Here is a 17,117-nt window from a genome sequence, read left to right as displayed (position 1 = left end):
ATCAATCGCAGAGATGGCATCATCGCCGTTGCAGCAGCTGCTTTGGCCAGTGGCGCGGACGATCTGATTCGCGCACAGTCAACTTCACCATGGAACCTGCCAAGGGCAAACCGCCGCGTCGCACCACATCACCGACGTGCCAGATCACAGCCCCACTGATGATCATCCACGCCAGAAGATGCAGGTGATAAGGCCAATGCTCCAGTTCACCGGTCCGCAACCAGTCCTCATCCATCAATTTGCCGCTGCCGATCGCCAGCAGCAGTCCGATCAACACCGCAGCATTGGCCGGGTGGCGCAATCGGGCCCGACCAGCAGTGAAGGCATAGAGCGCCAACAGCAGCGCCACGGGCCACAGCACCACACCGATCGTTCCATGCACATCAATCCAATCGCCCGGAACGGCTGGCAGCTGCAGCCATCGACCGTCGTGATTGATCAACACCACCAATCCGCTCAGCCAGGCCAGAGGCACAACCAGCGCCGTGACGCCATGCAGCAAACGCAGCAGGGACGGCTGATAGGGAGTCGCCCGGCCCATCAGCCTTGGCTCGCTTCTGAGGCCAGGTAGCGGGAGAGCACCTCCTCCATCCCCTTCTGGGTGCGGCCATGGGGACGATGGCCCTTGGCGGCCCAGATGCGATCGAGTTCCATGCGCAACTCGGGTGTGATCCAGCAGGAGAGGAGCACCTTGCCCTCCCGACTGGAGGTGCAGCGCTTGGCGGCCATGCCATCAATTCATAACTTGTACACAAGCTTACGGGCTTACGAAGCCCAGGGATTAGCGCGAGATCGTCTGATCCCAGAGCGCGCATAACGACACTGCGGCGGTGACAACGCCAGCAAGCAGGGCTGATCGGTCGACCCGTAGGGCTCCTCATCAGCTGACGGGCGCCATGGCCGCTTCTACGGTTGCGTGCAGGAGGTTCGCTGGAACACCGACAGGCGCGGTTCAGCAACGGGCGCATGGGAGTGGTGAATCGTTGCGCCATCGGCATCCGCGCCCGTTCACCCATGCGGGCCTGGGCCCATGCAATGGAACCGGAGGGGACGATGCTGGCTGAACTGGAGCCCTCGCTTTATCTGATCCCCCTCCAGGATCAGGACCGCCCCCCCAACGAGCGCCTGCGGGAGCATGTCCTGCCGATCTTTCGAGAGGAGCTGCGCTGCTGGTGTGAGGACCCCAGCCACTGGCCCCAACCACTCACGCTCGAGCTGTTCCTGCTCTGGTTCGATGTGCGCTTCTACGGCCTGATCGACGATCTCCACATGGCGGAACCCCTGCGCAATCAACCCACACCAGACGAACGCCAGCTGCTGGAGGAGCTGCTCAGGGAGATCAATGGCAGCGAGCCCTGAGTGGCAACACAACAGGAACCAGGACGCGCTCCCTTGGAGACCCTGGCGCCGCTGCGCTGCTGTGCCTACAACTCCATCAAGTCCCTGGCGTTGGCAATGGAGATTCTCAGCCAGCGCACCCTGCCTACACCCCTCGAGCTGATTGCAGAACAGACCGGTGCCGATCGCTGGTTCCTGCCCACGGGCAGCGTGATCGTGCAGCAAGGCGATCCGGTCCGCGCCATCTTTGCCGTCGAGCGCGGGCTGGTGTCACTTGATGGCCCGAATATCGCCTCCTCCTCTCGCTGCCGCAGCGGCGATCTCTTCTCCTATCCCGATCTCGCCTCACGGCATCAGCACCACCAACTGGCGGCCAGGGCGCTCACACCCGTGCAGCTGCTGCGCCTGGATCGAGCCTCCTTTCTCGAGCTCATCCATCGCCACCCCACGCTGGTGATCGAGTTGCTGCAACAGCAACACGGCCGTCTCCGCGCCCAGCGCCGGCAGAGCACCATTGCACCGGCTCCCTTCCCCTTCCATGCCACCGCAGAGGAGCACCACGCCGCCTGATCAGACCCATCCCAACCGCCATCCGCGCCAACGCGCACAATGGGTTAACCCAGGGTTAACCTTGATGCAGGAACACCAGAAGGTGACCATGACCGCCACCACTCAACAGCTGGTGCAGTTGATGCAACTGGAAGAACGGGCACGCACCTGCACCAACCGCGCAGAAGCACGGCTGTTCATCGCCGATGCCGAGGCCGCCAAACGCAAGCTCTGGGGCAACAGCGCCGAGGCCCAGCGGACCCACTTCTGAATTCACGCGGGTCGAACCGACCAACCGCTTCTGGTTGAGCACTGCCGCCCACAGAACAGCGCGAGGGCAACCCCATCCAGCCACAGGCCTACTCACCCGGCAAGGATCGAGCCATGCACCCCTTCGGGGGGTCCCTCGCACTTCTGCTCCACGGACTGCGCTGTTCAACCCCTCTCCTGCCCGATCCGATTCCTCTGCATCCATCGCTATGCGCCCGGCGTGGGCAAAGGCGGCACCAGCCCCTATGAGCTGCAGTGGCTCGGTAAGCGCGGCAAACCCGTCAAGAAAATGCGCCTGATTCCCGCTGAGCGCGCCCATGCCATCGCCCGCAAGCTGCAGGGCCCCCCTGCGTCACCGTCTCGGTGCTCTAAGCCACAGGGCCTCACCCAGCTGCCTGCCAGCGCGCTAGTGGCTGGGTGTTGCTGTTTCTGTCTGCAGCAAATCTGCCGCACTCTGCAGCAGATCAACCGTTCGCATCGAACCAATAGACCTGCACAACGCCTGCAACGACACAGCAACCAACACAATCATGCACTTTGTGCAAGATTTAAGATTTTCTTCATGATATTGACCAGGGGCTAGCTGGTCTTCAGAGTCGCCAAGCACAATTTCTTTCCCTTCAGTGACAAGGTCTCACTTCGTCGCTCCCCTGTTGATCGCTCGGGCTCCCCAGAGGATCACCATCACCATTCCTTTGCACGTCTACGAACAGATCGCCAAGCGCAGCACCCAGGAGGGACGCTCGATGAGCAACCTCGCCGCCTTTCTGCTTGAACGGGCGGCCTTTGGCTGAACGCATCCGTCAATCAACCGAGGCCCTGTGGGCCTTTCAGTTCACTTCCCGCTGCAGTCCCCGATCCAGAAGCTCCAGCAGCAGCTCATCTGGATCGCGGCCCGTCTCCGCAGCTTTCTGGCGCACCCACTCCAACACACGCTCAGGCACGTCAATCTCAATGCGGCGGGGCAATTGGTTCGGATCTATCTCCATGAAGGCGTTGGCATCCGGCGCGCAGAAACTAACAAATTGGCTCTCTGCTGCTTTCGCGTACAAAACGGCGACTCGGCATCGCTTCCACTTGCATCCTTTCTGACTGAGCGCCTCAATGCTTTGGTGCATTGGTGCACTGCAATCAACAAGCGCACAGCTTGCTTCAACCGCGACCCGTCATCGCCCGCAAGCTGCAGGGCAACCCTGGCGTCACCGTCTCGGTGCTTTGAGCAGCGGCCCTCCAGCCATTGCCATGAAAAAGCCCCGCTTCTGGCGGGGCTCAGCACTGGATCAGGCGGGGCGGATCAAGACGCAAAAAAGGCCCGACGCCAGGCGTGGCCTTTCTGAGACCAGGGCCAGTACGCAGCTGCCAGGTCGCGAGAGCATGAGCGCAAGGCCTTGACGCTGATTCCATGTCCTTCCTTCGCCGCCAGATCGATGATCTCCTGCGGTGATGTACAGCAAGAAATGGCCTGCTGCAGATCGGAACGGCCATCACAAACCGCGACAAAGGCCAACAGCTCCCTCAATTCCGACTCAGGGGGGGGGGGGCAACAATTGGACTCACGCGTCTAGAACGCGAACGAATGGGCTGCTACCAACTTCTACTGAATGAAGGCTGAGCGCAACCCGAATCGCGTCTTCATGCAGGATCCGCATCAACCCAGGCGGCTCCCCCCTCACGGCGCCATTTTCAGCACGGTCCCAAGTCACGCTCCGTCGCGGCGGCGCTGCAGCGCCAGGGCATGGGCCCTCTCGGCAGGGATCAGGCGCAGCTTCTTGATGGGCTTGCCGCGCCGGCCGAGTGGGATGGTGATCCGCTCATGGCCATAGGCCTTGATGCCAGCCGGGTAGACGTGCATCAGCAGGAAGCGGACTTCGCAGCAGGGAGCAGAGGGATGTGCCATGGAGAGAACTGGCGTGGACACGGCATCGCCATGGCGGGCTGGGCCTCCAGGTGTTCGGCTCGGTGATTCACGGGACGGCGCGACCGGGCAGCGATCTGGATCTGCTGGTTGGTGGAGTTCCCGGCCAGCCCCAGCTTTGGGCAGGTCATGGACCTCAAGCTGGCGCTGGAGGATCTGCTGAGCGTTCCGGTGGACCTGGTGACGCGCCGGGGTCTGCGGGCTGAGCTGCGTCAACGTATAGAAGAGGAGGCCATCCCTCTTGCCTGAGCAGGTGGGGGGCCAGGCCACCCCGATCGCTGTCGTCAGGCAACGTGAAGACATCAGGCACACAGGCGGGCTAGTTTGATGGCATGAAGCCGTTCGCCTGGAGCACTGAAAAGAATGATCAGCTCATGGCCGAACGGGGGATCTGCTTCGAGACGGTCGTGGTCGCCATCGAAGCCGGAGAGCTCCTCGACGTGCTCGACGTGCTCGACCACCCAAACCAGGCCCGTTACCCCGGTCAACGGATCCTGGTGGTCCGGCTCAGCGGTTATGTGCACCTAGTGCCCTATGCGGAGTCAGATGACCACTTAGTCCTGAAGACGATCATTCCGAGCCGCAGAGCTCAGCGCCAGTACACCCCCGATCCTTCTGACGAAGAGAACGATGCCTGAACAGAACCCTGTGCCAGCGCTTGAAGCCGACGAACAGCAGCTCCTCGATGCTTTCGAGCAGGGTGCGCTGACCAGCGTGGCCACTCCTGCGCTGCTGAATGACCTACGCCAATCCGCCCGGGCTACAGGGCAGAAGGATCAGCGCATCAACATCCGCCTCTCCAGTGGTGATCTCCAGGCCATCCGCACCCGGGCACTCCAGGAGGGGATCCCTTATCAGACCCTGATCAGCAGCGTTCTGCACAAATACGTGAGCGGCACGTTGCAGGAGCGCGTCACCGTTCGGTGAAGCTTGCAGAGGACATCTGTCTGTCACTGTTGTTCGTTCACTACCGCCAGTGCCAGGGGTTGAGCACCCCGCCAGATGCACCCCACCGGCTTCTGACGCACCGCAAGAGACGCTGCGCCGGGCATCTCCAGGTGATCCGATCGCCCTGGGGGAGTCCTGCTATCGCGCCGTGGAGTGGATCCTCGCCTCACGTTCCGCCCGGGGGCGTCAGGGGATGGTCATCTCGCAGTACTCGCCCGGGCGCAACGCATTCACCACATCGGCGACGTTGCCTGCGATCACTCCCACTCTGTCCCATTCTCCTGAGGAGAGCACCAGGATCGCGATCGCTGGACGCTGCAGGTTGGGCTGATGTTTCAGGCTCACATCAGTGCTGATCAACACCTCATAGCCCCGCTGTTGCGCCAGCTGGATCAGGTCCAGGCTGCTGGCGACTGGCCAGCCCTCTTCCGCGGCGGTGCTCACCTCATGGTTGATCAACCAGCGCCGCAGAAGCTCCGGGGTGCCTGGATCAAGCAGGATCCGCATCAGGCCTGATCCATAGCGGGACAGTCCGCCCAGATCGGCAGGTTATTGATCGCCATGGCCGCAACCCCCAACCCGGACATGCCGCGAACGTTAAGCGCCAGCGCGGTGTTCGACGACAATCTGGTTGAGGGGTCACGCCAATCTGGTTGACCGCTCTTGAGGGGTTCTGCTGAATCCGGTTGCCATGCGCAGGGCACCGGGACATGCCTGCTCCCCTCACCGCTCAACAGATTTCGCTGTACATGTCCAAACGACGAGCCGGCAGCCGCCAGGAGGTGGCTGCCGCTGCGGCGGGCATCTCGGTGAGCAGTGCCCACCGGATCGACTCCGGTCGCTTGCAACCCAAAGCCGCCAAGCCCCGCAGTAGACGACGCCCTGACCCATTGGCGGCGGTGTGGGAGCCGTTGCTGCTTCCCCTGCTTGAACGCCATCCAGCCCTCACGCCCACCACGCTGCTGGAGCACCTGCAGGAGCAAAATCCTGATCAGGACTGGAGTTCTGTCAAACGCACCCTGCAGCGGCGGGTTCAGCACTGGAAGACCCTCCATGGCCAAACGCCTGAGGTGATGTTCCCGCTGGCGTACCAGCCCGGCGAGATCGGCTTCTGTGATTTCACCAAGGTCAAGCGCGTGGAGATCACCCTGCGGGGAGAACCATTCCCGCACCTGCTGTTCCATTACCGCCTGGCCTGGAGTGGCTGGGCTTACGGGCAGGTGATCCATGGCGGCGAGAGCTTTGTGGCCCTTTCCGAGGGCTTGCAGAACGCCCTGGCTGCCTGCGGTGGGGTGCCAAAAGAACTGCGTACTGATCGCTTATCGGCCGCCAGCCGCAACCGTGACGGCAGCTACGCCCTCGACATCACGCCCCGCTACCAGGCGCTCTGCAGCCACTACGGCCTGAGCCCCAGCCGCAATAACCGTGGTGTGGCCCATGAGAACGGCATCGTCGAGGCACCCCATGGCCACGTGAAACGGCGGCTGGAGCAGAAGCTGATCCTGCGCGGCAGCTGCGATTTCGAGGAACCCGCCGAATACGGCAAGCTGGTCGCTGAGGTGTTCAGCACGCTCAATGCCCCGCGGCAACGGCGCTACGAACAGGAATTGGAGGTGCTCAGCCCGCTGCCGGCCTTTCGCTTTGCCGACTACGAGCTGCTCACGGTGCGGGTGCGGAGCACCAGCACGATCGAGGTGCGCCAGGTCGTCTACTCGGTGCCGCCGAGCCTGATCGGTCGCCAGGTTGCGGTGCGCTTGCACCATGACCGACTGGTCGTTTACCTCGGTCGCGACTGGGTTTGCCAGCTCCCACGCGCTTATGGCGCTTCTGGCGAGAAGCGAGCCTGGTGCATCGATCTGGAGCACCTGATCGATGGCCTACGTGCCAAGCCGCGGGCTCTGCTCCATTGCCGCTACCAGCGCCACCTGTTCCCCGATGAGCGCTGGTGGGGCTTGTGGCAACAGCTCTTGGCCGGCGGTGACCGTGACGGCGCGGCCCGGTTGATGGTCGAGGCACTGTATGTCGCCGTGCGGGTGGCGTCTTTTGAGCTTGTGCTCAGCTTCCTGCAGCAAGCCCACCAACGCAAGGCCCTGTCGCTCTCGCTGTTGCAGCAACGCTTCCGGCTGCCGCCGCGGCGGAGCGCCCTGCCTGATCCCGTGATTCCTCAACACCTGCTGGCTTCCTATGACCACCTCCTTACCGGTTCCTCGCTCTCAGGCGGTGGAAGCGACCTTGCCGTTGCTGCTCAAACAGCTGAAACTCGCGCGCTTTCGCAGCCACTGGCAGCCGCTGGCCGAGCAGGCTGAGGCCCAGGGCTGGAGCCCTGGCCAGTTCCTCTACTCGCTCTGTGAACTGGAGCTGGAGCAGCGGCAAATCGCCCGCCAGCAGCGCCTGCTGCGCGGCGCCCATCTCCCTTGGCAGAAAGGGCTCGACGGGTTTGACCACCAGCATCTCGACCCGCGTCAATGGCAGGAGCTGCAAGGCCTGACGCAGCAGACCACCTGGCTGCTGCAGGCGGAAAACCTGTTGCTGTTTGGCCCTAGCGGCGTGGGCAAGACCCACCTGGCGATTGCGATCACGATGGCGATGGCTGCGCAGGACCAGGCCTGCCGCTTCTTCCCGGCCACGGCGCTTGTGCAGCTGCTGCAGAAGGCCAAGGCGGCCTATGACCTGCCGGCAATTCTGCAAAAGCTGGACCGCTACAGCCTGCTGGTGATCGACGACATCTCCTACGTGCGCCGCAGCGAACTGGAGACCTCGGTGCTGTTTGAGCTGATCTGCCACCGCTATGAGCGCCGTTCGTTGCTGGTGACCAGCAACCAACCGTTCCGGGAGTGGGACGACATCTTTCCCAACGGATCGATGACTGTGGCGGCGGTAGACCGGCTGGTGCACCACTGCCACATCATCGGCATCAAAGGCGAGAGCTACCGGCAGAAAGCAGCTGCTGCAAGGGTTTCCAGTGATCAGAGCAACCCGCCAACGTAATTGACGCGAGCGTCATCGCCGGCACGATCACAACCACCATCGGCCTAAGCAAACAGAACCAAGGCGGCGACACGAAAACTGGCCCACCCACCCAATCAGTAAGCCCACCAGGACAACCGAATTGACGCGCCGCGACAGGCCTGGTCACGATCCAGATCCCAACTGGATTTCAAGCCAGAAGCAGGTCCCGAAACCAAGCTCATTCACCGGTCAACCTGATTGACGCCACACATCAACCTGATTGACATCTGACAAGCGCGGGGTCATGCGCTGCCCCTTTGGCTTCTGTTCAGCCCAGAAGCTGCTCCACGTGAAGCTTTCCCTCGCCGTAGGCGCGGCCGATCACATGGCTGCGCCAATGGCGCCGAGCCTCACATTCACTGCGGGAGTTGAGCAGCTGATTGAGCACCTCAAAGCGATGGTGCTTCTCAAGCCAGCTGTCAGGTGCGGTGATCAGCGGATCGATGTCGGAATCAGGCCCAGCCTGGCCGTGGGCAGCGCCTTGATCCGCATGAGGCCGATGAAGGGGATAAAGGCACTTGTCCTGTCAGACCTGGAAGATCCCAGTCCCCAACAGCAAAAAGCCCCCGGAAGGTGGTCCTCCCGGGGGCTTTCAAGTGGTGGCGGGGGGGAGATTTGAACTCCCGACCTTCGGGTTATGAGCCCGACGAGCTACCAGACTGCTCTACCCCGCGTCGGCCTCCATATCGTACAACTTGGTGTCACCCGACACCATGGGCAGGGCGGTCAGCGGCCTGGGCGGTCAGCCCTCCTGGAAACGAAGCGCCCCCTCCACCTCCAGGCTCACGCCGGGATTGAGGATCAGCACCTGCTCCTCGAGCTCCTGCAGCCCTGAGGGGGTCAACCAGTCGAGTTGGCGCAGCAGATGCAGGGCCACCGCCTGCTTGGCACGTCTGGAGCCGTCATCTACCTTGATCGCCACACCGAGACCTTCGCCGATTCGGCTCAGGCACTGGATGCCTTCCGCTCCTCCCTTACTCAACACCTGACCGTGGGCCCGTTGCATCAGTTCGGTGTCAAACCGACCCTCACCGGCCACCAGCTCCGGGTGAGCGAGCATCGCCCGGCTGATCTGCTCCAGCTCCGCCAGGGTGGAGGCACCGAGATGGGCATAGAGCAGCGCCATCTGCGCCAACTGCAGGCGCAGCGTCGGAGCGCCGCAATCATCGCGGGCGGCCACCAGTTCCGCGGCGGGCAGACCGAGCAACTCGGCCACACGCCGATGCACCTCCCGTTGCACCGGATGGTCCCCCTGCAGGTAGCTCTCGGTGGGCCAGGCCATCTTGCGGCAGGTGGCCAGAAAGGCCGCGTGCTTGCCGGAACAGTTGTGTTCCAGCGGGCTGCTCGCCCCTGACGGGACAGGACACTGCAGCTGCGACACCTCCAGATCCGCGTTCCACAGCAACTTGAAGGCTTCGCGGGCATGGGTGGGGGTGCCGGCGTGGGAGGCACAGGCGATCGCCACCCCCTTCTCGCCGCAATGGAACTGCTCGGCCGCACCGCTGCTGAGCAGGGGTAGGGCCTGGAAGGGTTTAAGGGCTGACCGGATGAAGGTTTCGTGATCGGGGCGTCCGGCCCGCATCAGGATCCGGCCCCGCTGATCGCACACCACCGCATGAACGCGGTGCACCGATTCCACACAACCACCCCGCCGCAGGCGCACCTCCAGCGGGCTTGGTCCAGCCAACGACGCACCACCACTCCCGAAGCCTGCAGGCAATGCCATGGTGCTCGACGTCAACAGCGCTCAAAGAGCCTGGCAGAGACTCGCTCCCGCCAGCAGCAACCCCGTGGTCCAGGCCATCGAGCGGGCCAGTCGTCCCAGGATCGGACGCACCTCATGGCGTGCCATGAGCAGATCCCGCTCACGCCAGGCCAGGGGTTTTTCCCACACCTGGCCGTCATACCAACCGGATTCCTCGTATTCCACCCTCTCTGAGAGCAGACGTTTGTGCACGTAGCTCCAACCCAGCCACTGACGCACGAGCAGCAGCATGGGCAACACCAGGGCCGCCACTGCACCTGCGGCCAGCAGACGCGGTGGGTCATGGCGGAGGGTCCAGCTGCCGCTGGCCACGAGCACGGTGATCGGCAGAAACACCAACCAACTCACCAGCAGGGCCCTATCCAGCCCCTGGGGGACCCGGGTGGGCCAGGCGAAGAACCAGGAGCGGCATAGCTGCTCAAACTCCTCCTGGGGGCGTTGATCCGGCGGAACAGGGCAGGGAGTGGCGGCCATCGGTGCAATCAGGCGGGCCTGAACGCAGCGTGCGCAACTCAGGACTCCGGTGTCGTTGCCGACGCTACGAAGGGTCGGCGCTCACCGTGACTCCAGAACGCCTCCAGGTCGTAATAGCCCCGCTCACCGGGCTGGAGGATGTGCACAATCAATTCGCCGTAATCGAGCAACGCCCAGCGCCCTTCGTTGAGGCCCTCCTTGCGCAGCGGCAGCCGGCCGGCTTCGGCCTCGAGCCGATCCTGGACGGACCGGGCGATCGCCCGCACCTGCACATCACTCTGTCCGCCGGCAATCACCAGCCAGTCCGCCAGGCTCGAAACGGCATCGACCCGGATCAGCTCGATGTCTGTGGCTTTGCGATCGTCGCAGGCATCAGCGGCGAGTTCCGCCAGTTGAACACTCTCCAGCTCCGGAGCCGGGGCGCTGCCATCAGCCATAGACGTTCTCGCTGGTCACGGACTGACGGGATCCCTGCTGTTGGGCCATTTCCGCCCGGGCCTTGCCCGCACTCTTGCGCAGGGCTTCCAGACGGTCTTCATAGAAGCCCCGCTTCTTCTTCTTGCGCGTCTGCTCGATCAGATCCTTCAGAGCACCACCCAGACTCTTATAAGCATTGGGAACGCTGTAGCCGAAACGGCAGGCCAGGTCGATCGCCCGTTCATCGGCGGCAATCGCATCCCGCAGCCGTTTCTCAGCATTGTTTTTGAGATAGAGGCGATAACCGGCAAAACCCGACAGCCCCAGGGCCATCACCAGCAGCAGGCCGTCCTGCACCCAGAGCTCACCGATGGCGCCACCAAGGCCGATGGCAAGGGCCGCCATCTCCCAACCGTCGCGGGGAATCGTGTCGTTCTGGATCCGACCCACTTCATGCCAGAAGAGCAGGTTGCGGTGGTCGAGCGCCAGGTTGTCCCAGGGCTCGAGATCCACCTGAATCTCCACCTCATCGCGGCCGATTTCCTCCAGGGTGATCAGGGGCGGATCAACAGCCGCCGCCGCCTCCACGAACACCCAGCTCTGCATCTCCGGTGGCAGCAGCCCCTTCAGGCGCTGGAGCTCGCTCATGATCTCGATCTTGCGTGCCGATCTCCTCACGCTAGCGACTCGATCCAGCATCCTTCGCAGCATGAACAGTGAGAGGTGCATCCGCGTGGGAGGCTTAACAGGTTTGCCTATCCCAAGAGGCCCATGCCACGGCGGTCTGATCTGCGTCGCATTCTGCTCCTGGGATCCGGCCCGATCGTGATCGGACAGGCCTGCGAGTTTGATTACTCGGGAACCCAGGCCTGCAAAGCGCTCCGCGCCGATGGTTTCGAGGTGGTGTTGGTGAATTCCAACCCCGCGTCGATCATGACCGATCCGGACATGGCCGATCGCACCTACGTGGAGCCGCTCACCCCCGAGGTGGTGACCCGGGTGATTGAACAGGAGCGCCCCGACGCCCTGCTGCCCACCATGGGGGGCCAGACCGCCCTCAATCTCGCCGTTGCTCTGTCGGAGAACGGCACGCTGGAGCGCTACGGCGTGGAGCTGATCGGCGCCGATCTCCAGGCGATTCAGAAAGCGGAAGACCGCCTGCTGTTCAAACAGGCGATGGAGCGCATCGGCGTGAAGGTGTGCCCATCGGGCATCGCCTCCAGCCTGGAGGAAGCGGACGCGGTGGGTGCCGCCATTGGCAGCTTTCCCCGGATCATCCGCCCCGCCTTCACCCTCGGTGGCAGCGGTGGCGGCATCGCCTACAACCCGGAGGACTATGCCGCCATCTGCAAGAGCGGCCTTGATGCCAGCCCCGTCTCCCAGATCCTGATCGAGCAGTCGTTGCTCGGCTGGAAGGAATTCGAACTGGAGGTGATGCGCGATCTGGCCGACAACGTCGTGATTGTGTGCAGCATCGAAAACCTCGATCCGATGGGGGTGCACACCGGCGATTCGATCACCGTGGCGCCGGCTCAGACCCTCACCGATCGGGAATATCAACGCCTGCGCGACCAAGCGATCGCGATCATTCGAGAAATCGGAGTCGCCACCGGCGGCAGCAACATCCAGTTCGCCATCAACCCCGTCGATGGCGATGTGGTGGTGATCGAGATGAACCCCCGCGTCAGTCGGTCCTCAGCCCTGGCGAGCAAGGCCACCGGATTCCCGATCGCCAAGATCGCCGCCCGGCTGGCGGTGGGGTACACACTCGATGAAATCCTCAACGACATCACCGGCAAAACACCCGCCTGTTTCGAGCCCACGATCGACTACGTCGTCACCAAGATTCCCCGCTTCGCCTTCGAAAAATTCAAGGGATCACCAGCGATTCTCACCACAGCGATGAAATCGGTGGGCGAGGCTATGGCGATCGGGCGCTGCTTCGAGGAATCCTTCCAGAAGGCGTTGCGTTCTCTGGAAACGGGCCTCTCCGGCTGGGGTTGTGATCGCGACGAGGCCGTCTGGAGCAAAACCGATCTGGAGCGGGCCCTGCGCACCCCATCACCCGATCGGATCCTGGCGGTGCGAGCGGCGATGCTGGCCGGCCGCAGCGATGGCGAGATCCATGAGCTGAGCCGCATCGACCCCTGGTTCCTGGCCAAGCTGCGCCAGCTGATCTCAGCCGAGCAACGGTTGCTGCAGGGGCAGCAACTGAAGCAACTCTCGGCTGAGGCCTTGCTCGAACTCAAGCAGCTGGGCTACTCCGATCGCCAGATCGCCTTCGCTGTGGGGTCCGATGAGCTGGCGGTGCGCAGCCAGCGCGACCGTCTCGGCGTGCGGCCGGTGTTCAAAACCGTGGACACCTGTGCGGCTGAATTCGCCTCCACCACGCCGTATCACTACTCCACCTACGAACGACCGGTGCAGCGCCTCAATGCCGAGGGTCACCTGGAGACCCTGGCGCCGGAGAGCGAGGTGCAGCCCGAGGAACGGGCCAAGGTGATGATCCTCGGGGGCGGCCCCAATCGCATCGGCCAGGGCATTGAATTCGACTACTGCTGCTGTCACGCCTCCTTTGCCGCCCAGGAGCGGGGCTTCGCCACGGTGATGGTGAACAGCAATCCAGAAACGGTGTCGACCGATTACGACACCAGCGATCGGCTCTATTTCGAGCCGCTCACCCTCGAAGACGTGCTCAACGTGATCGAAACGGAGCGGCCGGAGGGGGTGATCGTGCAGTTCGGTGGCCAGACACCGCTGAAGCTCGCCCTCCCCCTGCTGCGCTGGTTAGAAACCGAGCCGGGCCTCAAGACCGGCACACGCATCCTCGGCACCTCACCGGAATCGATCGATCGCGCCGAAGACCGGGAGCAGTTCGAAGCGATCCTGCGGCAGCTGGACATCCGCCAACCACGCAACGGACTGGCCCGCAGCGAGGCCGAGGCCCGGGAGGTGGCGGCAGCTGTGGGGTACCCGGTGGTGGTGCGTCCCTCCTATGTGCTCGGCGGCCGGGCGATGGAGGTGGTGTTCGATCAAGAGGAGCTGGATCGCTACATGGCCGAAGCGGTGCAGGTGGAACCGGATCACCCGGTGCTGATCGACCAATACCTGGAGAACGCCACGGAAGTGGATGTGGATGCCCTCTGCGACGCCTCCGGCACGGTGGTGATCGGTGGGTTGATGGAACACATCGAACCGGCGGGGATCCACTCCGGCGATTCCGCCTGCTGCCTGCCTGCCGTGTCCCTGGGTGCGGAGGCCCTGGCCACGATCCGCCGCTGGAGCAAAGCCCTGGCCCTGGCCCTGAAGGTGCAGGGGTTGATCAATCTGCAGTTCGCCGTTCAGCGCGACACCAGCGGCAAGGAGGTGGTCTACATCATCGAAGCCAATCCCCGCGCCTCCCGCACCGTCCCGTTTGTGGCCAAGGCCACCGGTCAGCCCCTGGCACGGATCGCCACCCGCCTGATGACCGGCGAAAGCCTCGAGCAGGTCGGCTTGCTCAGCGAACCGGTGCCTCCCCTTCAGGCGGTGAAGGAGGCGGTGCTGCCCTTCCGCCGGTTCCCGGGAGCGGATTCGCTGCTGGGTCCGGAGATGCGCTCCACCGGTGAGGTGATGGGCTCCGCCGCCGATTTCGGCATGGCCTACGCCAAAGCGGAACTGGGCGCCGGTGACGGCCTGCCCACCCGTGGCACCGTGTTCCTCTCCACCCACGACCGCGACAAACCGGCCCTGGTGCCGATTGCCTCCCGGCTGATCGACCTCGGTTTCCAGATCATCGCCACCGCCGGCACATCCACGGTGCTGGCCGATGCGGGATTGGCGGTGACGCCCGTGCTCAAGGTGCATGAGGGCCGGCCGAACATCGAGGATCTGATCCGCTCGGGCAGCGTGCAACTGGTGATCAACACCCCCATCGGACGCCAGGCCGCCCACGATGATCGCTACATCCGCCGTGCCGCTCTGGATTACAACGTGCCGACGGTGACCACTCTGGCCGCCGCCCGCGCTGCGGTGGAGGGCATCGATGCCCTGCAGCATCAACAACTGGAGATCCATGCACTCCAGGATGTGCATGCCTCACCGGCGGCTCGTTAGGGTCATCTCTCTGTCAAACGAGCGCCCGTGACGATCGCCACCACCGCCGCCCCAGCTCAGGGAGCCGACTGCCGGGATGCTTTCCGGGCCGCCTATGAGAACCGCTACACCTGGGATCCGGAGTTCGGCGGTTATCGCGGCCGTTGCCTCTGGAAACAGGGCGATCGCCACCTCGAGGGGCGCTTCCAGGTTGGTGCCGACCTGAAGGCGACGGTGGAAGGGATCGAGGATCCTGAGGTGGAGAAGGCGATTCACTCCCAGCTCTGGGAAGTGGCGATCCACCGGGTGAGGCGCAGTTTCGATCAGGTGCATGGCGACAACACCTTCACCGCCGGTGACAGCAACGATGAGGGGTTGGAGGTGATCGTCGGTGGCAAGAATGCCGGTGATCGCTACCGCATCCACAACCGGGTGGTGACCATGGTGCATCGCCACATTCATGGCACCGTGGTCACGATCCACACCGGCTCCACCACCGACACCGGGTCTGGCTATTTGAGCCACACCTACACCAGCGCCTACGCCGATCCCGCCACCGGTGAAGCCCGCGGCGGCCTGAATCGCTTCATCGACACCTTTGTTCCGCTCCAGGAGGGTGGCCCCTGGGTGCTGCATGAGCGTCGCGTCAGCAGCGAAGCCCACGGCGACACCCCCGCGTCCGAGCAGGTCTTCCAGTTCCTCGATTGTGAGCCCCTCGACGCCGCCTGATTGCTGATCAGTTTTTTTTCGCTTGAATCGAAAAATTAAAGATTGCGCTGGGGGTCAGCCGCTGCATGGAGTTTCTCAATGCCATCAACGGCTGGGTCTGGGGACCGGTCACCCTGACCCTGATTGCCTTCACCGGCGTGTATCTGATGATCGGGTTGCGCTTCATGCCCCTGCGCCGCCTCGGTTTTGCGGTGCAGGCGATGCTCGATTCCGTTCGCCGCTCCAACGGCGAAGGCGATGTAAGCGCCTTTCAGGGATTGATGACCGCCTTGGCTGCCACCATCGGCACCGGCAATGTGGCCGGTGTCGCCTCCGCCATCGGTGTGGGAGGACCAGGCGCCGTGTTCTGGATGTGGCTGGTGGCCCTGTTCGGCACCGCCACCAAATTCGGTGAGTCGCTCCTGGCGGTGCATTTCCGCGAAACCGATGCACTCGGCGAACACGTGGGCGGACCGATGTATGCGATCCGCAACGGTCTGGGCCCCCACTGGGCCTGGCTCGGAACCCTGTTTGCCATCTTCGGCACCCTTGCCGGCTTCGGCATCGGCAACGGCGTTCAGGCCCATGAACTCGCCAACGCTCTCGACGATTACGGCATCCCCGACCTGCTCACCGGCGTGGTGATGGCGGCGATCACCTTCGCAGTGATCATCGGCGGCATCGAGCGGATCGGACGGATCGCCGGTTTGGTCGTGCCCTTCATGGCGATCATCTACATCGTGGGGGCTCTTTGGATTCTCATCGCCCACCTCGGGGCGATTCCAGCGGCCCTTGGCCTGATCGTGCGCGATGCCTTCACCGGTCAGGCCGCCGCCGGTGGCGTGGTGGGGGTGGTGATTCAGAAGGGCATCGCCCGGGGTGTGTTCTCCAATGAAGCCGGCCTGGGCACGGCACCGATCGCGCAGGCCGCCGCCCGCCCCGGTGATCCGGTGCTGCAGGGTGCGGTGGCCATGCTTGGCACGGTGATCGACACCTTGATCATCTGCACGATGACCGCCCTGGTGATTGTGATCAGTGGCCAATACAACGAAGGCCTGGCCGGGGTCGACATGACCAAAGCCGCCTTCGCCTGGGGATTGCCGGGGGGGGATCACCTGGTGACCTTCGCCACGATCCTCTTCACCGCCACCACCATCCTGGGCTGGGGTTATTACAGCGAGCGCTGCCTGGAATTTCTGGTGGGTGTGGGCCTCCCCCTCACCATCTTCCGCCTCGTCTGGGTTGCGGTGGTGGTGGTGGGCGCTGTCGCCACCTTCAGCACGGTGTGGACCGTGGCTGACATCCTTAACGGCCTGATGGCCCTGCCCAACCTTGTGGCGCTGCTGCTGCTCTCGCCGGTGGTCTTCCGACTCACCGGCGCCTACCGCTTCAGTTCCCGTCCGGAAGAGGGGTGATGTCCTTGAGGCGCTCGTTCAGCTGCATCGCCATCGACTGGCGGCCAACGGCGAGCACCTTGAGGGTGTCTTCATGCATCCGCAGCTGGGCGTCGGCCACCTGCATGCCCCGCACCAGCTCCTTCAGCTCGTCGGGCAGGGCGTTGAGGTCATAACGCTTGCCCTCGAAAGTGAGCACGGGGTTCTGTTCACCGGCAGAACTGGTCATGGCAGGGGCCTCGATGGGGGTCACGGA

The 17,117-nt window shown here is 63.6% G+C and carries 21 protein-coding genes, 1 tRNA gene and 1 pseudogene; 12 read left to right on the top strand and 11 right to left on the bottom strand.

The window, feature by feature from the left end; all coding sequences use genetic code 11:
* Positions 1–19: 19 nt before the first annotated feature.
* Both SynRS9909_RS06230 and SynRS9909_RS06225 read right to left on the bottom strand, forming a co-directional pair.
* Positions 20–541, bottom strand: a complete 522-nt coding sequence (locus tag SynRS9909_RS06230; protein WP_007102644.1) for a hypothetical protein — start codon at positions 539–541, stop codon at positions 20–22.
* A complete protein-coding gene (locus SynRS9909_RS06225) occupies positions 541–729 on the bottom strand; it encodes a hypothetical protein (protein WP_007102645.1) in 189 nt (62 codons plus the stop codon). Before SynRS9909_RS06225 ends, SynRS9909_RS06230 begins: the two co-directional genes overlap by 1 nt.
* A 237-nt stretch (positions 730–966) precedes the next feature.
* Between SynRS9909_RS06225 and SynRS9909_RS06220 the strand changes: the two genes are divergently transcribed.
* The 4 genes from SynRS9909_RS06220 to SynRS9909_RS06205 all read left to right on the top strand — a co-directional run bounded on the left by SynRS9909_RS06220 (position 967) and on the right by SynRS9909_RS06205 (position 2,951).
* A complete protein-coding gene (locus tag SynRS9909_RS06220; RefSeq protein ID WP_007102646.1) occupies positions 967–1,359 on the top strand; it encodes a hypothetical protein in 393 nt (130 codons plus the stop codon).
* Positions 1,360–1,908, top strand: coding sequence for a cyclic nucleotide-binding domain-containing protein (locus tag SynRS9909_RS06215; RefSeq protein WP_007102620.1), 549 nt, complete (start codon positions 1,360–1,362; stop codon positions 1,906–1,908).
* Positions 1,909–1,996: 88 nt separating this feature from the next.
* Positions 1,997–2,158: a hypothetical protein gene (locus tag SynRS9909_RS06210; protein ID WP_240307797.1), complete on the top strand. Its 162-nt coding sequence runs from the start codon at positions 1,997–1,999 to the stop codon at positions 2,156–2,158.
* 652 nt (positions 2,159–2,810) lie between these two features.
* Positions 2,811–2,951, top strand: a complete 141-nt coding sequence (locus SynRS9909_RS06205; protein ID WP_007102648.1) for a hypothetical protein — start codon at positions 2,811–2,813, stop codon at positions 2,949–2,951.
* 36 nt (positions 2,952–2,987) lie between these two features.
* Here SynRS9909_RS06205 and SynRS9909_RS06200 read toward each other — a convergent pair whose 3' ends face one another.
* The gene (locus SynRS9909_RS06200; RefSeq protein ID WP_007102649.1) at positions 2,988–3,146 is read right to left on the bottom strand and encodes a hypothetical protein; all 159 of its coding nucleotides are present in this window, start codon (positions 3,144–3,146) and stop codon (positions 2,988–2,990) included.
* Between the two features lie 710 nt (positions 3,147–3,856).
* On the bottom strand, positions 3,857–4,054 hold the full coding sequence (locus SynRS9909_RS06195) for a hypothetical protein (protein WP_007102650.1): 198 nt from the start codon (positions 4,052–4,054) through the stop codon (positions 3,857–3,859).
* Here SynRS9909_RS06195 and SynRS9909_RS14195 point away from each other — a divergent pair.
* From SynRS9909_RS14195 to SynRS9909_RS06180, 3 genes and pseudogenes are all read left to right on the top strand, one after another.
* A pseudogene (locus tag SynRS9909_RS14195) lies at positions 4,048–4,128 on the top strand (hypothetical protein); the annotation flags it as partial. The gene SynRS9909_RS06195 and the pseudogene SynRS9909_RS14195 overlap by 7 nt on opposite strands.
* 276 nt (positions 4,129–4,404) lie before the next feature.
* Positions 4,405–4,710 carry a DUF4258 domain-containing protein gene (locus tag SynRS9909_RS06185; RefSeq protein WP_007102652.1) on the top strand — a complete coding sequence of 102 codons (306 nt, stop codon included), beginning with the start codon at positions 4,405–4,407 and terminating at the stop codon, positions 4,708–4,710.
* Positions 4,703–4,999, top strand: coding sequence for a hypothetical protein (locus SynRS9909_RS06180; RefSeq protein WP_007102653.1), 297 nt, complete (start codon positions 4,703–4,705; stop codon positions 4,997–4,999). The genes SynRS9909_RS06185 and SynRS9909_RS06180 overlap by 8 nt, the downstream gene beginning before the upstream one ends.
* Positions 5,000–5,206: 207 nt before the next feature.
* On the opposite strand, the gene SynRS9909_RS06175 is transcribed toward SynRS9909_RS06180, so the two are convergent.
* Positions 5,207–5,527 carry a hypothetical protein gene (locus SynRS9909_RS06175; RefSeq protein ID WP_007102654.1) on the bottom strand — a complete coding sequence of 107 codons (321 nt, stop codon included), beginning with the start codon at positions 5,525–5,527 and terminating at the stop codon, positions 5,207–5,209.
* 242 nt (positions 5,528–5,769) lie between these two features.
* On the opposite strand from SynRS9909_RS06175, the gene istA reads away from it, so the two are divergent.
* Both istA and istB read left to right on the top strand, forming a co-directional pair.
* A complete protein-coding gene (istA, locus tag SynRS9909_RS13970) occupies positions 5,770–7,326 on the top strand; it encodes an IS21 family transposase (protein ID WP_162858297.1) in 1,557 nt (518 codons plus the stop codon).
* Positions 7,253–8,008, top strand: coding sequence for an IS21-like element helper ATPase IstB (gene istB / locus SynRS9909_RS06170; protein WP_007102656.1), 756 nt, complete (start codon positions 7,253–7,255; stop codon positions 8,006–8,008). Before istA ends, istB begins: the two co-directional genes overlap by 74 nt.
* Positions 8,009–8,626: 618 nt before the next feature.
* Here the strand turns inward: istB and SynRS9909_RS06165 are convergent.
* The 5 genes from SynRS9909_RS06165 to SynRS9909_RS06145 all read right to left on the bottom strand — a co-directional run bounded on the left by SynRS9909_RS06165 (position 8,627) and on the right by SynRS9909_RS06145 (position 11,333).
* Positions 8,627–8,703: transfer RNA gene (locus tag SynRS9909_RS06165), tRNA-Met, on the bottom strand.
* 68 nt (positions 8,704–8,771) lie between these two features.
* Complete coding sequence (locus SynRS9909_RS06160; RefSeq protein WP_038001406.1) at positions 8,772–9,755, bottom strand: asparaginase; 984 nt, start codon at positions 9,753–9,755, stop codon at positions 8,772–8,774.
* A 21-nt stretch (positions 9,756–9,776) separates the two neighbouring features.
* The gene (locus SynRS9909_RS06155) at positions 9,777–10,268 is read right to left on the bottom strand and encodes a CGLD27 family protein (RefSeq protein ID WP_007102658.1); all 492 of its coding nucleotides are present in this window, start codon (positions 10,266–10,268) and stop codon (positions 9,777–9,779) included.
* 38 nt (positions 10,269–10,306) lie between these two features.
* Entirely contained in the window at positions 10,307–10,675 is a 369-nt protein-coding gene (gene rsfS, locus SynRS9909_RS06150; RefSeq protein WP_038002044.1) for a ribosome silencing factor, read from the bottom strand.
* A gap of 22 nt (positions 10,676–10,697) precedes the next feature.
* Complete coding sequence (locus SynRS9909_RS06145; protein WP_007102660.1) at positions 10,698–11,333, bottom strand: DUF3318 domain-containing protein; 636 nt, start codon at positions 11,331–11,333, stop codon at positions 10,698–10,700.
* Between the two features lie 123 nt (positions 11,334–11,456).
* Between SynRS9909_RS06145 and carB the strand changes: the two genes are divergently transcribed.
* From carB to SynRS9909_RS06130, 3 genes are all read left to right on the top strand, one after another.
* Positions 11,457–14,780: a carbamoyl-phosphate synthase large subunit gene (gene carB / locus SynRS9909_RS06140; protein ID WP_007102661.1), complete on the top strand. Its 3,324-nt coding sequence runs from the start codon at positions 11,457–11,459 to the stop codon at positions 14,778–14,780.
* Positions 14,781–14,807: 27 nt separating this feature from the next.
* Positions 14,808–15,488, top strand: coding sequence for a DUF3386 domain-containing protein (locus SynRS9909_RS06135; RefSeq protein WP_007102662.1), 681 nt, complete (start codon positions 14,808–14,810; stop codon positions 15,486–15,488).
* A 65-nt stretch (positions 15,489–15,553) separates the two neighbouring features.
* A complete protein-coding gene (locus SynRS9909_RS06130) occupies positions 15,554–16,882 on the top strand; it encodes a sodium:alanine symporter family protein (protein ID WP_007102663.1) in 1,329 nt (442 codons plus the stop codon).
* Here SynRS9909_RS06130 and SynRS9909_RS06125 read toward each other — a convergent pair.
* Positions 16,857–17,090, bottom strand: coding sequence for a DUF6447 family protein (locus SynRS9909_RS06125; protein ID WP_007102664.1), 234 nt, complete (start codon positions 17,088–17,090; stop codon positions 16,857–16,859). The two genes, SynRS9909_RS06130 and SynRS9909_RS06125, sit on opposite strands and share 26 nt — an antisense overlap.
* Positions 17,091–17,117: the final 27 nt, after the last annotated feature.

The sequence above is a fragment of the Synechococcus sp. RS9909 genome (assembly GCF_014279595.1).
GTDB lineage: Bacteria > Cyanobacteriota > Cyanobacteriia > PCC-6307 > Cyanobiaceae > Synechococcus_C.
The sequence above is the reverse complement of the archived record's forward strand: the minus strand, read 5'-3'. Positions and strand labels throughout refer to the sequence as shown.

What these genes read in the sequence shown, in the direction of transcription:
- SynRS9909_RS06200 (WP_007102649.1), bottom strand. Translation starts at nt 3,146, where the DNA reads ATGGAGATAGATCCGAACCAATTGCCCCGCCGCATTGAGATTGACGTG.
- SynRS9909_RS06160 (WP_038001406.1), bottom strand. Translation starts at nt 9,755, where the DNA reads ATGGCATTGCCTGCAGGCTTCGGGAGTGGTGGTGCGTCGTTGGCTGGA.
- SynRS9909_RS06185 (WP_007102652.1), top strand. Translation starts at nt 4,405, where the DNA reads ATGAAGCCGTTCGCCTGGAGCACTGAAAAGAATGATCAGCTCATGGCC.
- SynRS9909_RS06195 (WP_007102650.1), bottom strand. Translation starts at nt 4,054, where the DNA reads ATGGCACATCCCTCTGCTCCCTGCTGCGAAGTCCGCTTCCTGCTGATG.
- SynRS9909_RS06130 (WP_007102663.1), top strand. Translation starts at nt 15,554, where the DNA reads ATGGAGTTTCTCAATGCCATCAACGGCTGGGTCTGGGGACCGGTCACC.
- SynRS9909_RS06145 (WP_007102660.1), bottom strand. Translation starts at nt 11,333, where the DNA reads ATGAGCGAGCTCCAGCGCCTGAAGGGGCTGCTGCCACCGGAGATGCAG.
- SynRS9909_RS06230 (WP_007102644.1), bottom strand. Translation starts at nt 541, where the DNA reads ATGGGCCGGGCGACTCCCTATCAGCCGTCCCTGCTGCGTTTGCTGCAT.
- SynRS9909_RS06210 (WP_240307797.1), top strand. Translation starts at nt 1,997, where the DNA reads ATGACCGCCACCACTCAACAGCTGGTGCAGTTGATGCAACTGGAAGAA.
- SynRS9909_RS06225 (WP_007102645.1), bottom strand. Translation starts at nt 729, where the DNA reads ATGGCCGCCAAGCGCTGCACCTCCAGTCGGGAGGGCAAGGTGCTCCTC.
- SynRS9909_RS06175 (WP_007102654.1), bottom strand. Translation starts at nt 5,527, where the DNA reads ATGCGGATCCTGCTTGATCCAGGCACCCCGGAGCTTCTGCGGCGCTGG.
- SynRS9909_RS06125 (WP_007102664.1), bottom strand. Translation starts at nt 17,090, where the DNA reads ATGACCAGTTCTGCCGGTGAACAGAACCCCGTGCTCACTTTCGAGGGC.
- carB (WP_007102661.1), top strand. Translation starts at nt 11,457, where the DNA reads ATGCCACGGCGGTCTGATCTGCGTCGCATTCTGCTCCTGGGATCCGGC.
- SynRS9909_RS06155 (WP_007102658.1), bottom strand. Translation starts at nt 10,268, where the DNA reads ATGGCCGCCACTCCCTGCCCTGTTCCGCCGGATCAACGCCCCCAGGAG.
- istA (WP_162858297.1), top strand. Translation starts at nt 5,770, where the DNA reads ATGTCCAAACGACGAGCCGGCAGCCGCCAGGAGGTGGCTGCCGCTGCG.
- SynRS9909_RS06220 (WP_007102646.1), top strand. Translation starts at nt 967, where the DNA reads ATGGGAGTGGTGAATCGTTGCGCCATCGGCATCCGCGCCCGTTCACCC.
- SynRS9909_RS06180 (WP_007102653.1), top strand. Translation starts at nt 4,703, where the DNA reads ATGCCTGAACAGAACCCTGTGCCAGCGCTTGAAGCCGACGAACAGCAG.